Annotated in this window: 15 protein-coding genes; 7 read left to right on the top strand and 8 right to left on the bottom strand. The window is 66.5% G+C overall.

Annotated features, from left to right (window positions below):
• Positions 1-184: 184 nt before the first annotated feature.
• Genes HUT07_RS08435 through gspH form a run of 3 tightly spaced genes read right to left on the bottom strand, consistent with a single transcriptional unit; the run spans position 185 to position 1,601 of the window.
• Positions 185-799: a prepilin-type N-terminal cleavage/methylation domain-containing protein gene (locus HUT07_RS08435; protein WP_176020556.1), complete on the bottom strand. Its 615-nt coding sequence runs from the start codon at positions 797-799 to the stop codon at positions 185-187.
• The gene (gene gspI / locus HUT07_RS08440) at positions 796-1,158 is read right to left on the bottom strand and encodes a type II secretion system minor pseudopilin GspI (protein ID WP_176020557.1); all 363 of its coding nucleotides are present in this window, start codon (positions 1,156-1,158) and stop codon (positions 796-798) included. Before gspI ends, HUT07_RS08435 begins: the two co-directional genes overlap by 4 nt.
• The gene (gspH, locus tag HUT07_RS08445) at positions 1,155-1,601 is read right to left on the bottom strand and encodes a type II secretion system minor pseudopilin GspH (protein WP_176020558.1); all 447 of its coding nucleotides are present in this window, start codon (positions 1,599-1,601) and stop codon (positions 1,155-1,157) included. Before gspH ends, gspI begins: the two co-directional genes overlap by 4 nt.
• A 103-nt stretch (positions 1,602-1,704) precedes the next feature.
• Between gspH and HUT07_RS08450 the strand changes: the two genes are divergently transcribed.
• The gene (locus tag HUT07_RS08450; protein WP_176020559.1) at positions 1,705-2,166 is read left to right on the top strand and encodes a general secretion pathway protein; all 462 of its coding nucleotides are present in this window, start codon (positions 1,705-1,707) and stop codon (positions 2,164-2,166) included.
• Between the two features lie 100 nt (positions 2,167-2,266).
• On the opposite strand, the gene HUT07_RS08455 is transcribed toward HUT07_RS08450, so the two are convergent.
• Complete coding sequence (locus HUT07_RS08455) at positions 2,267-2,596, bottom strand: hypothetical protein (RefSeq protein ID WP_176020560.1); 330 nt, start codon at positions 2,594-2,596, stop codon at positions 2,267-2,269.
• A gap of 201 nt (positions 2,597-2,797) precedes the next feature.
• Here HUT07_RS08455 and HUT07_RS08460 point away from each other — a divergent pair, with 201 nt between their 5' ends.
• From HUT07_RS08460 to HUT07_RS08485, 6 genes are all read left to right on the top strand, one after another.
• Positions 2,798-4,420 (top strand): ShlB/FhaC/HecB family hemolysin secretion/activation protein, encoded by a 1,623-nt coding sequence (locus HUT07_RS08460; RefSeq protein WP_176020561.1) that lies wholly within the window; start codon positions 2,798-2,800, stop codon positions 4,418-4,420.
• 37 nt (positions 4,421-4,457) lie between these two features.
• Complete coding sequence (locus HUT07_RS08465) at positions 4,458-6,242, top strand: MotA/TolQ/ExbB proton channel family protein (RefSeq protein ID WP_176020562.1); 1,785 nt, start codon at positions 4,458-4,460, stop codon at positions 6,240-6,242.
• 9 nt (positions 6,243-6,251) lie between these two features.
• Positions 6,252-6,665 carry a biopolymer transporter ExbD gene (locus HUT07_RS08470; protein ID WP_089235818.1) on the top strand — a complete coding sequence of 138 codons (414 nt, stop codon included), beginning with the start codon at positions 6,252-6,254 and terminating at the stop codon, positions 6,663-6,665.
• Positions 6,666-6,668: 3 nt separating this feature from the next.
• A complete protein-coding gene (locus tag HUT07_RS08475) occupies positions 6,669-7,367 on the top strand; it encodes a cell envelope integrity protein TolA (protein ID WP_176020563.1) in 699 nt (232 codons plus the stop codon).
• Between the two features lie 42 nt (positions 7,368-7,409).
• Positions 7,410-9,149: a putative porin gene (locus HUT07_RS08480; RefSeq protein ID WP_176020564.1), complete on the top strand. Its 1,740-nt coding sequence runs from the start codon at positions 7,410-7,412 to the stop codon at positions 9,147-9,149.
• 97 nt (positions 9,150-9,246) lie between these two features.
• A complete protein-coding gene (locus tag HUT07_RS08485) occupies positions 9,247-9,576 on the top strand; it encodes a hypothetical protein (protein WP_176020565.1) in 330 nt (109 codons plus the stop codon).
• Between the two features lie 34 nt (positions 9,577-9,610).
• Here HUT07_RS08485 and HUT07_RS08490 read toward each other — a convergent pair whose 3' ends face one another.
• The 4 genes from HUT07_RS08490 to HUT07_RS08505 all read right to left on the bottom strand — a co-directional run bounded on the left by HUT07_RS08490 (position 9,611) and on the right by HUT07_RS08505 (position 12,428).
• Positions 9,611-10,009, bottom strand: coding sequence for an OsmC family protein (locus HUT07_RS08490; protein WP_176020566.1), 399 nt, complete (start codon positions 10,007-10,009; stop codon positions 9,611-9,613).
• A gap of 80 nt (positions 10,010-10,089) precedes the next feature.
• Positions 10,090-10,731: a hydrolase gene (locus HUT07_RS08495; RefSeq protein ID WP_100465563.1), complete on the bottom strand. Its 642-nt coding sequence runs from the start codon at positions 10,729-10,731 to the stop codon at positions 10,090-10,092.
• Between the two features lie 80 nt (positions 10,732-10,811).
• Positions 10,812-11,492: a hydrolase gene (locus HUT07_RS08500; protein WP_176020567.1), complete on the bottom strand. Its 681-nt coding sequence runs from the start codon at positions 11,490-11,492 to the stop codon at positions 10,812-10,814.
• Between the two features lie 69 nt (positions 11,493-11,561).
• Positions 11,562-12,428 (bottom strand): pirin family protein, encoded by an 867-nt coding sequence (locus HUT07_RS08505; RefSeq protein WP_176020568.1) that lies wholly within the window; start codon positions 12,426-12,428, stop codon positions 11,562-11,564.
• Positions 12,429-12,548 lie beyond the last annotated feature (120 nt).

A 12,548-nucleotide genomic window follows, 5' to 3' on the forward strand; every position in this document is an offset into this window, starting at 1 on the left:
GAATGGACAGCATCGGGCCAGCCGCCAGGGAACGGTGGCGGCCCCAGCCAGGACGGCACGGAGGGCAGGGAGCGGCCATCAGCGGTGAGGACCACCGACACAGCGCCGCCGGGTGCAGGAGAGCACCCGGCGGCAGGAGGGTAGTAGAACCACGCCCTGCGTGGATGCGTAGCGGGGATGCGCCCTAAAGCTCCAGCACCCGTCGGTAGCTCAACGGCCCACGTGCATCGCGCAGGCCCAATCGCAGCTCCAGTCCAGTAGCCGGCAGCACCTCGCCGTCGCTGGGCAACATCGCCCACCCGGCGCCCGGCTGCCACGCTCGCACCTCGAACCGCTGCACATCGTGCGCCACCGCGATTCCCTTTGACGGATCCGGTGCGGGCAAAGGGTAGCGATCCGTTGCAGCGCCGCTGGCCCGCCACAGTGTGCTTCCCTGTCGCCACCAGCGAACACGTTGCCAGCGCAACCCGTCGCTGCCCAGACTGCGGGTGATCTCCAACGCGAAGCTTCCATCCGGATGTCGTTCGCTCACCAGTGAAGGGGGCAGCAGGCGCTGCGGACGATCTGCCGGACGTACTGCGCCATTCATCAGTGCATCGTCTGCGCGCATCTCGATATCACGCTGGAACTGTTGCAGCACGCGCAGCGCCGTCGTGGTCTCGGCATCGGCCCGGCGCAGGCGCTGGTCGCTGCTGGCCACGCTGTCCAGTGCACGCCAGCAGATCAGCGCCAGCACGCCCATGATGGTGATCGCGATCATTACCTCGATCAGGGTGAAACCCGCTGCGTCACGCTTCATTGCGCCGCCGTCCATGGCAGCTGAATCCGCGCCAGCGACTGCCGCGGTGCATCTTCGGCAACCACACCAAGTTCCAGTTGCGGCTGCCCGTCACTTCCCGTGCCGATATGCTGCAGTACCAGGAAGCTGCTGCGCCCCTGCACGCAGCGCTGCCGCGCATCCTGCGGTGGCTGCCCGGCCAGGCGCAGCTCCTGCCAGCGATCCTGCGCGCACATCAGTGCCAGGCGACGGTCGCGCAGGCGTGACTGATCGTCGGTGGCCACCGCCACCGAGCGCATCACCGCCGCCAGCGCAATTGAAACAATCGCCAATGCGATCAGCACTTCGATCAGGGTGAACCCGCGCACGTTCCGCTTCACTGCACGACCTGCAACTGTCCGCTGCCATCATCACGCAGACGCAGCTGGCGGCCCTGCAACGACAACGTCAGTTCCCACGCCACGCCGATCCACTCCGGGCTCAGCTCAATCGGCGTGGCAGGTTGTACCGCAATGCCTGCCGGTTGCCATTGCTGCGGGCGCAGCAGGTCATCGCGCTGCACGTCCACCCAGCGGGTGCCTTCGCGGCGGCTGAAGCGGTAGCCGGCGGCATCGGCCTGCCAGCGCAGGGTGCGGCCATCGATGCGGGCCTCGTCGCGCGCCACCTGCAGGCGCTGTGCCAGCCGTTCGGCTTCCTGCTGCAGCTGGCGCGCGGGGTCGAGCAGGCTGCCCAGGCCCAGGCCGATGCCCGCCGTGCAGATGCCGATGATCACCAGCACCACCATCAGTTCCAGCAGGGTGAAACCATGCGGCACGCGCTCCATCGACGTTGCCTCCTGTCCAGGTCGATGCCTGCCAGCGTAGATCGGCATGATGAAACAAAAGCGTCAGCGGCAGCTGCTAGCGTGGGCAGACACGAACGTGGCGATGGTGCGGAACATGGATGGCAGGCGCTGGGATCGCAATCGCATACTGACTCTACTGGCGGCAACGCTGCTGCTGGCGGTGGTCGCCTATTGGGGCGTGACACTGTCTGCGGTGACGCCCATGGCGGCGGCCAGCGAAACCCACGCGGAGGCACCTGTACGTCCGCTGTTCGATGCGGTGGCCAGCCTGCCGCTGGTGCGGTTGCTGTCCCCTGGTGCGGTGCAGACCGAGGTGGTCGTACTGGGCGTGATGGCCGGCGACCACGCGCCGCTGGCACTGCTTTCGGTGGATGGCCGTCCTGCCGAAGCCTACGCGCCGGGCCAGCGGTTGGGACCCTGCACGGTTCTCGCCCGCATCAGTGCCACGGCGGTGGAGCTGAACCAGGCGGGGCAGTCGCGCAGCCTGGTGGTTCCCGAGCTGCCGCCGGTACCGACCGATGGCATCGTGCCGGCCGCACTGTAGGGCCGAGCCTACGCTCGGCTGCGTCTGGAAGAACAGTCGAGCACGGGTCGACTCTACAGAATCCTGCCGAGCGATGGCCCGGCGCTACGGCCGCGCAGGCTCAGCGTGCCGGACGCTGCGGTATCACCGAACGACCAAAGGCATCGCCCATGCGCTGTCGCGTGCCTTCCAGGTTGTACTGCATCAGCTGGTTGCCGGGCTGCCGCATCAGGCGCTCGGCTTCGGGGAGCGTCGGTGACTTCGCCGCTTTCGGTGGCGGCGCCAGCTTGCGTTGCAGGCAGTCCCAGGCCGGAATCCGCTCGCCGTTGACCTGCACTTCAATGCAGGGCGCTGCATCTTCCTGCTTCTTCGCCTCGTCGGCGCGAACCGATGGCAGCAGCAGGGCAAGGGCGAGGGAAGCGCGCAGGCCCATCATCAACGATTCACGCATCCCGAATCTCCTGCAGCAAGCGATGTTCTGCAATGAAGACGTGTGGCGAAGGCAGGGTCCGCCTGCGGGTGTTGCGGCGCTGTCAAAAGATGACAGTGCTGTCACAAAACTGTTGGCGGCTTTGACGCGACGTACACGTCCTGTTGATAGACCCACGCGCCGCTCCCTGGCCACTCCCTTCGATACGCCGCGATGCCTTCGATGAACCCTGTTCCGTGCCGAGCCGTCCGCCTTCCGCTGCGCCTGCATCCGTTGATGCTGGCCCTGGCAGCGCTGCCGCTGCCGCTGTTCGCGCAGGAGGCAGCGCCTGCGCCCAGCGTGAACATCAATGAATACATCGTGCGTGGCAACACCGTGCTCGATCCACGCGACATTGAACGCGCGGTGGAGCCGTTCCTCGGCCCGGGCAAGACCCTGGCCGATGTCGAGAAGGCGCGCGATGCGGTTCACGCGCTGTACCAGCAGGCCGGCTACCAGTCGGTCTATGTCGAGCTTCCCGAGCAGCAGGTCAGTGGCGGCGTGGTGCTGCTGAAGGTGCAGCAGACGCCGATCGGCCAGCTGCGGGTCGTGGGCACGAAGCATGAATCGCCCGAACGCATCCGCGATCGCGTACCGGCACTGGCCGAGGGCAAGGTGCCCGACTTCGACCAGGCACAGAAGGAACTGACTGCGCTGAACGAAGGGGGCCGCCGCCAGGTGATGCCGCTGGTGCGCGAGGGCCAGGTGCCGGGCACCATGGATGTGGATCTGCAGGTGGAAGAGAAATCGCCCTGGCGGGCCAGTGCGGCGCTCAACAACGACCACAGCGCCGATACCGAGAAGCTGCGGCTGAGTGCATCGCTGGCCCATGACAACCTGTGGCGGCGTGGGCACAGCGCGAGCATCGGCGTGTTCATCGCGCCGGAAGACATGGACCAGGCAAAGGTGTTCTCTGCCTCCTACACGGTGCCCTTCGAGGGCACGCCGTGGAGCCTGGAGGCCTCGGGCTACAAATCCGACAGCCGCGTACTCAATGCTGGTGGTCAAGGCGGTGCAGGCACGGGTACCGGCACCAATGTGATCGGTAACGGTCATTCGATCGGCCTCAAGCTCAACTACCGCCTGCCCGGCAGCGGTGCCTGGTGGCGACAGCTCAGCCTCGGCGTGGACTTCAAGGACACCGAAGAAGACACGCAGATGGGCAAGGACAGCCTGAAAACGCCACTGAAGTATGCGCCGATCACGCTGGCCTTCGTCGGCGTGCGCCAGGGCGAGAGCGATCAGCTGAGCATCAACACCCAGCTGGTGGCTGGCACCCGCCGCCTGTTCGGCTACGGCAGCGACGCCATTGCCTTCGACCAGAAGCGCTACTGGGCCGACCCGAGTTTCGTGGCCTTCAAGGCCGATGTGGCCAACACCCACACCTTCGGCAGCGACTGGCAGTGGTACGCACGCGGCTCGCTGCAGGTCACCGATGCGCCCCTGGTGTCGGCCGAGCAGTTCGCCGCCGGTGGCATGTACACCGTGCGTGGCTACCTGTCGGCCGAGGCGATCGGCGACTACGGCGGACTGGCCAACCTCGAATGGCGCACCCCGGCGTGGTCGCTGTGGAGCGGTACCGACCTGCGCCTGTACAGCTTCGCGGACGCGGCCTACCTGCGCCTGCGCCAGCCGCTGCCGGAACAGCGCGACAAGTACAACCTGGCCTCGGTCGGGCTGGGCGCGCAACTGCGCCTGGGCGAACACCTGCAGCTGCGCCTGGACTACGCCTGGCCCTACGCCGACGGCCCGGTCACGCGCAAGGACGACCCGCGCCTGCATTTCAACATCAGCACCAGCTACTGACCCTTCCCTTGAGATGCGTTCTCCGGAGACCCTTTGCATGGACCGTCTGCTTTCCCGAATGTTGCTGCTGCTGGTTGCGCTGATCGCGCTGCCCGCCGCCGCGGCCGATGCCAACTGGTGGCAGGCCGAATGGAAGTACCGCAAGCCGATCACCGTCGACGCCGGCCCACAGGGTGCGGGGTTGGCCGGTAACCCCGGGCGTACACCGCTGCTGCTGCGCCTGCATACCGGCAACTTCGGTTTTGATGGCACCCAGGAGGGCGGCAATGACCTGCGCTTCGTTTCTGCTGACGGACGCACCGTGCTGGCCCATCAGATCGAACAGTTCGACCCGAACCTGGGCCTGGCCCTGGTCTGGGTGGACGTGCCGGCACTGACCGCCAGCGCGCCGCAGACAATCTGGATGTACTACGGCAACCCAAAGGCACCGGCCAGCGGCAATGGCCAGCAGGTGTTCGATCCGGACTACACGCTGGTCTACCACTTTGCCGAAGCCAATGCGCCGGCGCGTGATACCACGGCCTACGGCAACACGGCCGGCGCGGTTGTGACCGCAGCGGAAAGCACGGTGATCGGGCGTGGCGTGCAGCTCGGGACCGGCCCCCTGCCGCTGCCGGCCAGCGCTTCGCTGGCACAGGAAGCGGGCGCGCCGCTCACCGTTTCGGCCTGGATCAAGCCGGGCGCGCTGACCACCGCGCAGGCGATCTATGCCCGGCGTGATGGCAGTGCCGAGCTGGTGGTGGGTATCGACAACCGTGTGCCGTTCGTGCAGCTCAACGGCCAGCGCAGTACGCCGGCACAGCCAATTCCGGAAGGACAGTGGGCGCATCTTGCGCTTACCGCCGAGAAGGGTTCGTTGCAGCTGTACCTGAACGGTCGCGTGGTGGCCCAGCTCAGTGGTGAACTGCCGGCACTGACGACCGCAGCGGTGGTGGGTGCCGACGCACCGGGTGCGACGCAGCCGCTGGCCAACTTCGATGGCGCGCTGGATGAACTGCGGGTCTCACGCGTCGCGCGCCCGGCGGCACTGCTGTTGGCCGATGCCACCGCGCAGGGCGCCGACTCGCGCCTGATCAGCTACGGTGCCGACGAGCAATCGGCGGGGCAGAGCCACTTCGCCTTCATCCTCAAGGCGATGCCATTCGACGCCTGGGTGGTGGTCGCCATCCTTGGCCTGATGATGCTGCTGTCGTGGGCGATCATGATCGCCAAGGGGCGCCACTTCGGTCGAACCAGCAAGGCCAATGCAGTGTTCACCGAGAGCTTCAGCAAGCTTTCCGGCGTGCCGCTGCGCACCTTGTCCGAGATGAACCAGCAGGGGAAGGTGCCGACGGCGATGCACGACGGTTCGCTGTGGCGCATCTACCAGGTCGCCATCGATGAAATGCAGCAGCGCCATCAGCGCGACGGCAACTCCGGCTACCTGAGCGCGGCCACCATCGCGGCCATTCGCGCGTCGATGGACGCGGTGATGGTGCGCGAACAGGAGGCGATGGCGCGGCGCATGAACTGGCTGTCGACCACCATCGAGGGCGCACCGTATGTCGGCCTCTTCGGCACCGTGATCGGCATCATGCTGGTGTTCGTGGTGGCGGCGATGGCCGGTGCGGTGGACATCAACTCGGTGGCCCCGGGCATGGCGGCAGCGCTGCTGTGTACGGCAGCCGGCCTGGGCGTCGCGATTCCGGCGCTGTTCGGCTACAACTGGCTGGGCGCACGCGCCGAAGCGATCGGTGCCGACATGGCGGTGTTCATCGACGAGTTCGCCGCCCGCCTGGCCGAAGAGCAGGACGGGCGCGGCCCGGCCGCGGTCCAGGGCTGAGGGTCGGCCATGGCCTACAAGGCGAAGTTCGGCATCAAGAAGCGCGAGAAGGGCATCAATGTGACGCCCTTCGTCGACGTGCTGCTGGTGGTGCTGGTGATCTTCATTCTTACCAGCAACGCCTCCATTCCCGGCATCGAGGTCAACCTGCCGAAGGCCAGCAACAGCACCGCACTGGAGAAGCCCAAGACCAAGGCCATCACCATCGACCCCAGCGGCCAGGTGTTCCTGGATGCCTACCCGGTGACGATGGCCGAGCTGGAAGACCGCCTGCGTACCGAACGTGCGACCTCACCGGATTTCCCGGTGATCGTGCGAGGTGACGCGCAGGTGCAGTACGCCCGCGTGGTCGAGGTGCTGGACCTGCTGCGGCGGCTGGAGCTGGCCCAGGTCGGCCTCGTTACCGGCAAGGCGCAGGGCTGAAGCATGGCCGGTCATCGACCACCCCTGCAGGAGCCGGGTACGCGCGGACGCCAGCTGCTGGTGACGATCGCGCTGGTGCTGGCGGCGCTGCTGGTACTGGGTATCGCCGTGTGGTGGCTGCTGTTCAAGGACACCGCCAGCACCCGCCGACCGGTGGTACAGCCGCCGATGCTGGCGTTGCCACCACCCCCGCCACCCCCGCCGCCACCGGAAAAGCCGCCCGAGCCGGAGACGCCGCCGGAAGAGACCGTGCCTGAGCCGGAACCGCTGGACCAGCCAACACCGGCGGAGGAACCAACACCGACGCCGGACAACGCCGACCCGGTAACCATGGACGCCGATGCGCAGGCCGGTGGGGACAACTTCGGCATCCAGTCGGGCAGCGGTGGTGGCGCGTCCGGTGTGGGCCGTGGCGGTGCCGACAATGCCAGCTATGGCCGCTACCTGGGCTATCTGATGCAGCAGGCGATTTCGCGCGATGCGCGGGTCAAGCGCCTGGCATTCCAGCTGCAGGTGAATGTGTGGTTGGCGCCGGACGGCCGGCTGGAGAAGGTCGAGCTGGTGCGTGGCAGCGGCAACGAGGAGGCCGATGTGGCCGTGCTCGAAGCGCTGCGGCAGATCGGCAAAGTCGACCAGATGCCACCGGCGTCGCTGGATTTCCCCGCGCGCGTGCTGATCCAGGGGCGTCGCCCCGGCGCCTGACCGATGACTTCCGTGATTTCCCTCTTTTCGATGAGAACCGTGATGAACGACCACGACCGCGCTCGAACCGCATCCCGCCGCCCGCGGCCTGCCCGACGGGCGCTGCTGTGCTGCGCCGTACTGCTCAGCCTGACCGTGCCGGCCACTGTGATGGCTGCCGAAACCACCATGGTCAAGCTCATCAAGGGCCTGATTGCCAGTGGCGCACTGAAGCCCGAAGACGGCCAGGCTCTGCTGGTTCAGGCCGAAGCAGAGGCGGCGGTTGCGCAACACGGCACCGCGGGCGGCACAGCCAGCAGCGGCGGTGTGGCGCTGGAGGCGGGCGACGTGCGTGTGCCCTACGTGCCGCAGAGCGTGCGCGACGGCATTCGTGACGAAGTGCGCCAGGACGTGATGGCGCAGGCCAAGTCCGAGGGCTGGGCGGCACCGAACGAAGTGGCGGAATGGACCAAACGCATCAAGGTCACCGGCGACATGCGTGTGCGCAGCGAATCGCGCTTCTACTCCGAGCGCAACAGCGACATCGAAACCAACTGGGCCTCGGTGAACTCAGGCAGCGGCTTCGATACCAACAACAACACCAACCTGCAGCTGCCGCCGCTGCTCAACACCCGCCAGGACCGCCGCAACCTGTGGCGTATCCGTGCACGGCTGGGCATCGAAGCGATGATCGGCGAGCACACCACTGCGGGCGTGCGCTTGGCCAGCGGCAGCAGCAACGGGCCGGTGTCCACCACCGAGCAGCTTGGCGGCGGCCTGGGCAAGAAGGACGTGTGGCTGGACCAGGCATGGCTGGCCTACAGCCCGGCCGACTGGGTGACGGTGCGCGGCGGACGCTTCGGCAATCCGTTCTGGACCAGCGACACGCTGTTCTCCAACGACCTGAACTTCGACGGCTTGGCCGCAAATCTCAGCTACGACATCGCCGACGACATCGGCCTGTTCGGCACTCTGGCGGTGGTCCCGTTGGAGTACACCTCCGACAGCGCTCCCAGCCAGAGCCGGGTGAAGACGCCCAACGAGAACAAGTGGCTGTCCGGTGCACAGGTGGGGGTGAATTGGCGCTTCAACGATGACAACAGCCTGCGTGCGGCACTGGGCTACTACGATTTCAAGAACATCAGCGGCCGCCTGTCGTCGCCGTGCGCGCTGTACGCAGGTGAGGTCGCTTGCGATACCGACTGGTCGCGGCCGGCGTTCATGCAGAAGGGCAACACCCTGATGCTGATCCGCGACATCGCCCGCAATCCGCTGGATCCGGCCAACACGCCCACGCCGCAGTACGTGGGCCTGGCCTCGGCGTTCCGCCTGGCGACCTTCAACCTGCGCTGGGATACACAGCTTGCGCAGGACATCGGCATGCGCCTGGATGCGGACTACATCCGCAACCTGGCCTATGACAAGCAGGCCATGTTCGCCAGGGCCAACAACGGCATCGTCAACAACTACGGTGCCGGTGGCAGCGCCAGCATCGATACCTTCCGCAGCGGCGACACCGCCTGGATGCTGCAGGCCACCTTCGGTGCCACCGAGCTGAAGGAGAAGGGCCAGTGGCAGGCCCTGCTGGGCTACAAGCGGATCGAGGCCGATGCACTGCCCGATGCCTACAACGATCCGAACTTCCACCTGGGTGGTACCAATGCGCGCGGTTACTACGTGGGCGGCGCCTATGCGCTGGATGCACGCAGCTGGATCAGCGGCAAGTGGATGGCGGCCAAGGAAGTGTCGGGCCCGCCGTTGTCGATCGACGTGTTCCAGCTGGAGTTCAATACCGGTTTCTGATCGGACAGCGTGATCGCAGTCACAGCATGCGTGGCGGAGGCGCGGCGACGCGCCCGTCTAAGGAAAGGAGACCATGCGTTGCACACAGGAGGAGTGGATGAGCCGTCGCAAGCTGTTCGAGAGTTCCGAGCCCACTGCACAGGCACTGGGCATCGGGCCGGCCTATGTGTCGGTGGAGGGGCTGCGCCAGCACCTGGCCGAGTTCCTGCTGTATGCAGGGCGACCGGTGGTCATCATGCGCGGGCGCAGCGAGGTTGGCTATTTCCTGCCGGCACGCTGCTGGCGCCAGCGTGAGGATGACCCGCTGGCTGCCGCCGCGGCCGATCAGCTGCTCGATGCCGCCGGCTTCCAGGCTGACGACATCCAGCAGGTCGAACAGGAGTTCAACGCAATGCGCCAGCGCACCGTGCTGCATTCACGGCGGTAAGGGGGCAGTAGATCCACGCCATGCGTGGATTTCCTCATGCAACCATCCCGCGCTCGCTGGTGATCCGCGCACCCTCGCGCATCACCAGCGTCACCGGGGTCTTTTCCACCACTTCCAGCAGCCGCTGCCACTGTGCATCACTCAGCTCGGCGCTGGCATGCAGCACACGGTGTACGTGGAAGCGTCCGTCCGCATCACGTTCGGAACGCAGCTCGGCGTGGAACTCGCCCAGCTCCCAGCCCTTGCGCTGGGCATACATGCGCAGGGTGATGGCGGTACACGCGGCGAGCGAGGCCAGGTACAGGTCGAACGGCGCAAAACCCTTGCCCTGGCCGCCGAGCGAGGCCGGTTCATCGGCCGCGACATCAAACTGGCCGTTGCTGATGTGGTGCAGGTAGTTGTCGGCGGTCGAAACAATGCGTGCGTAGGCCATGGGAATCCCCGGTTGTCGCGCCGAGCCATGCTCGGCTGCAGGAAAAGGCGGCGCCAGCCGGAGCCGGGGCCGCCACGGAATCACTCCGTACGATCGTACGAGAACTGGATGCCGGCCGTACCACCGGTTTCGATGAAGAGATTCATGAAGGCCGGCACCGTCTCCGCCCGTACCCAGTCGCGCTGCAGTTCGCAGAACAGCTGCGTCACGCTGATCAACTGGCCACCGGCCTGTTCGATGCGGCGCAGCGCGGCGTCATGCGCGGCCAGCGAGGTGCCGCCCACCGCATCGACCACCACGTAGACTTCATAGCCTTCCTTCAGCGCATCCAGGGCGGGGAAGGTGAGGCAGGCCTCGGTCCACAGCGCGGTCATGATCAGTTTCCTGCGGCCGGTCGCTGCCACCGCCTTGCGGAACTCGACGTCTTCCCAGGAATTGATGGTGGTGCGGTCGTAGGTCGGGTAGTCGCCCAGCACCTTGCGCAGCTGCGGGATCGGCGGCTTGTTCAGGCCGGTCTGCACGTTCACGGTCGAATGCACGATCGGCAGGCCGTAGGCGACCGCCGCCTTGGCAGTGCCGACAATGTTGTTGACCAGCAGCTGGCGGTCCATCGAGGCGATGGAGTTCACCTGTACCGGCTGGTAGTCGATGATGATGAAGGCGGAATTCTGCGGCGTCAGCAGGTGGTCGCTGACGGGGTCACGGATCGGTTCACTGGCCATGAGGGTGTCCTGGTCGGGGTTGGCTTGCGGTGGAGCCGGCGGCGTACCGGCAGGAGGAGATCGCCGTGGATGCAGTGGGCTCAGCTACGCTGCGAATCCAGCTGCTCGTGGTGCTTCTGCACGTCCTGCGCCTTCTGGTAGCTCTCGATCAGCAGCTGGTAGTTGGGGAAGATCTGCGTGTAGATCGCAGCCCACTGCTGGGCATCCTCACGGTTCCAGGTGCGCTGGATTTCCGAGGCGACCGCAGCGGTATCCATCGGCACCACGCCGGCCTGCAACACGCGCGCCAGGGTGATTTCCTCGGCCATCTTCGAATAGGTGCCGGAGGCATCGACCACCGCGAACACCTGGTAGCCGTCGGCGACGGCGGCAATGGAAGGGAAGGCCATGCACACGCTGGTGATGGTGCCGGCGATGATCAGCTGCTTGCGGCCGGTGGCCTTCACCGCGGCGACGAACTCGGGGTTGTCCCACGCGTTGATCTCGCCGCGGCGTGCCACGTACTGCGCATGCGGTGCGGCGTCGTGGATCTCCGGGATCAGCGGGCCGTTCGGACCCTGCGGTACCGACGCGGTGGTGATCACCGGCATCTTCGCCAGCGTGGCCATCTTCGCCAGGGCGGTGGCGTGCGCACGTACGGACGTGAACGGCATGTCACCGATGGTCTGGAACAGGCCACTCTGGTGGTCGATCAGCAGCATCGCGGCGTTGTCCGGGTCGATCACCGGGCGGGCGCCGTTGAAGTTGGCGGGGGTACTCATGGTCAGTCTCCTGGGGAGGGGGCGAAGGCCCGGAAGGCGGCGGGCGGTTGCCCGCCGCAATGCAGTGGATCAGTGCGCGATCTGGCCGAAGCGGCCGCCGTTGAAGTCGTTGACGGCCTGGCTGATCTCGGCCTGGGTGTTCATCACGAACGGCCCATAGCCCACCACTGGCTCGTCGATCGGTTCGCCGCTGAGCAGCAGCACGGTGGCGTCGCTGTCGGCATCGATGAACACGTCTTCGCCGCTGCGGTCGAAGGTCACCAGCTGTGCTTCGCCGACTGCCTGGCCGCCGTTGATTCGCACCGTGCCCTTCAACACCACCAGCGCCAGGGTACGGCCGCCGGCCACCGGCAGTTCAGCGTGCTGGCCCTGCAGCAGGCGGATGTCCCACACGTCCATGGGGGTGTGGGTGCGTGCCGGTCCCGCATGGCCATCGAATGCCCCGGCGATGACGCGTACGCGGCCGGCGCCGTCGGGCAAGGCCACCGAGGGAATCTGCGCATCGAGCAGAGTCTGGTAACCCGGCGCACCCATCTTGTCCTTGGCGGGCAGGTTCACCCACAACTGCACCATGTCCAGCGTGCCGCCGCGCTTGCTGAATTCCGGCGTGTGGAATTCCTCATGGAGAATGCCGGAGGCAGCGGTCATCCACTGCACGTCACCCGGGCCGATGGTGCCGCCGGCGCCGGTCGAGTCGCGATGGGCGACTTCACCTTCGTAGACGATGGTGACGGTCTCGAAGCCGCGATGCGGATGCTGACCGACCCCGCGCGGGGTCTCGCTGGGCGGGAAGCTGTACGGCCCGGCGTAGTCCAGCAGCAGGAACGGGCTCAGGTGCTGGCCATGGGTGTTGTAGGAGAACATCGAACGGGCGGGGAAGCCGTCGCCCACCCAGTGCGGGCGGGGGGCGCTGTAGGTACCGGTGACACGCTTCATGGCGATCTCCTGACCGGGGCAACCGGTCGCTGTTTTTCGTTGCGGAGACGATATCGCCGTGACAATGGGCCCGGTAGCCGGCAGAATTTGCCGTCATAGTCCTATTCTATGAACGATGAA

It is taken from the genome of Stenotrophomonas sp. NA06056 (genome assembly GCF_013364355.1).
Classification (GTDB): Bacteria; Pseudomonadota; Gammaproteobacteria; order Xanthomonadales; family Xanthomonadaceae; genus Stenotrophomonas.

What these genes read in the sequence shown, in the direction of transcription:
- HUT07_RS08435 (WP_176020556.1), bottom strand. Translation starts at nt 799, where the DNA reads ATGAAGCGTGACGCAGCGGGTTTCACCCTGATCGAGGTAATGATCGCG.
- gspH (WP_176020558.1), bottom strand. Translation starts at nt 1,601, where the DNA reads ATGGAGCGCGTGCCGCATGGTTTCACCCTGCTGGAACTGATGGTGGTG.
- HUT07_RS08450 (WP_176020559.1), top strand. Translation starts at nt 1,705, where the DNA reads ATGGTGCGGAACATGGATGGCAGGCGCTGGGATCGCAATCGCATACTG.
- HUT07_RS08455 (WP_176020560.1), bottom strand. Translation starts at nt 2,596, where the DNA reads ATGCGTGAATCGTTGATGATGGGCCTGCGCGCTTCCCTCGCCCTTGCC.
- HUT07_RS08460 (WP_176020561.1), top strand. Translation starts at nt 2,798, where the DNA reads ATGAACCCTGTTCCGTGCCGAGCCGTCCGCCTTCCGCTGCGCCTGCAT.
- HUT07_RS08465 (WP_176020562.1), top strand. Translation starts at nt 4,458, where the DNA reads ATGGACCGTCTGCTTTCCCGAATGTTGCTGCTGCTGGTTGCGCTGATC.
- HUT07_RS08470 (WP_089235818.1), top strand. Translation starts at nt 6,252, where the DNA reads ATGGCCTACAAGGCGAAGTTCGGCATCAAGAAGCGCGAGAAGGGCATC.
- HUT07_RS08475 (WP_176020563.1), top strand. Translation starts at nt 6,669, where the DNA reads ATGGCCGGTCATCGACCACCCCTGCAGGAGCCGGGTACGCGCGGACGC.
- HUT07_RS08480 (WP_176020564.1), top strand. Translation starts at nt 7,410, where the DNA reads ATGAACGACCACGACCGCGCTCGAACCGCATCCCGCCGCCCGCGGCCT.
- HUT07_RS08485 (WP_176020565.1), top strand. Translation starts at nt 9,247, where the DNA reads ATGAGCCGTCGCAAGCTGTTCGAGAGTTCCGAGCCCACTGCACAGGCA.
- HUT07_RS08490 (WP_176020566.1), bottom strand. Translation starts at nt 10,009, where the DNA reads ATGGCCTACGCACGCATTGTTTCGACCGCCGACAACTACCTGCACCAC.
- HUT07_RS08495 (WP_100465563.1), bottom strand. Translation starts at nt 10,731, where the DNA reads ATGGCCAGTGAACCGATCCGTGACCCCGTCAGCGACCACCTGCTGACG.
- HUT07_RS08500 (WP_176020567.1), bottom strand. Translation starts at nt 11,492, where the DNA reads ATGAGTACCCCCGCCAACTTCAACGGCGCCCGCCCGGTGATCGACCCG.
- HUT07_RS08505 (WP_176020568.1), bottom strand. Translation starts at nt 12,428, where the DNA reads ATGAAGCGTGTCACCGGTACCTACAGCGCCCCCCGCCCGCACTGGGTG.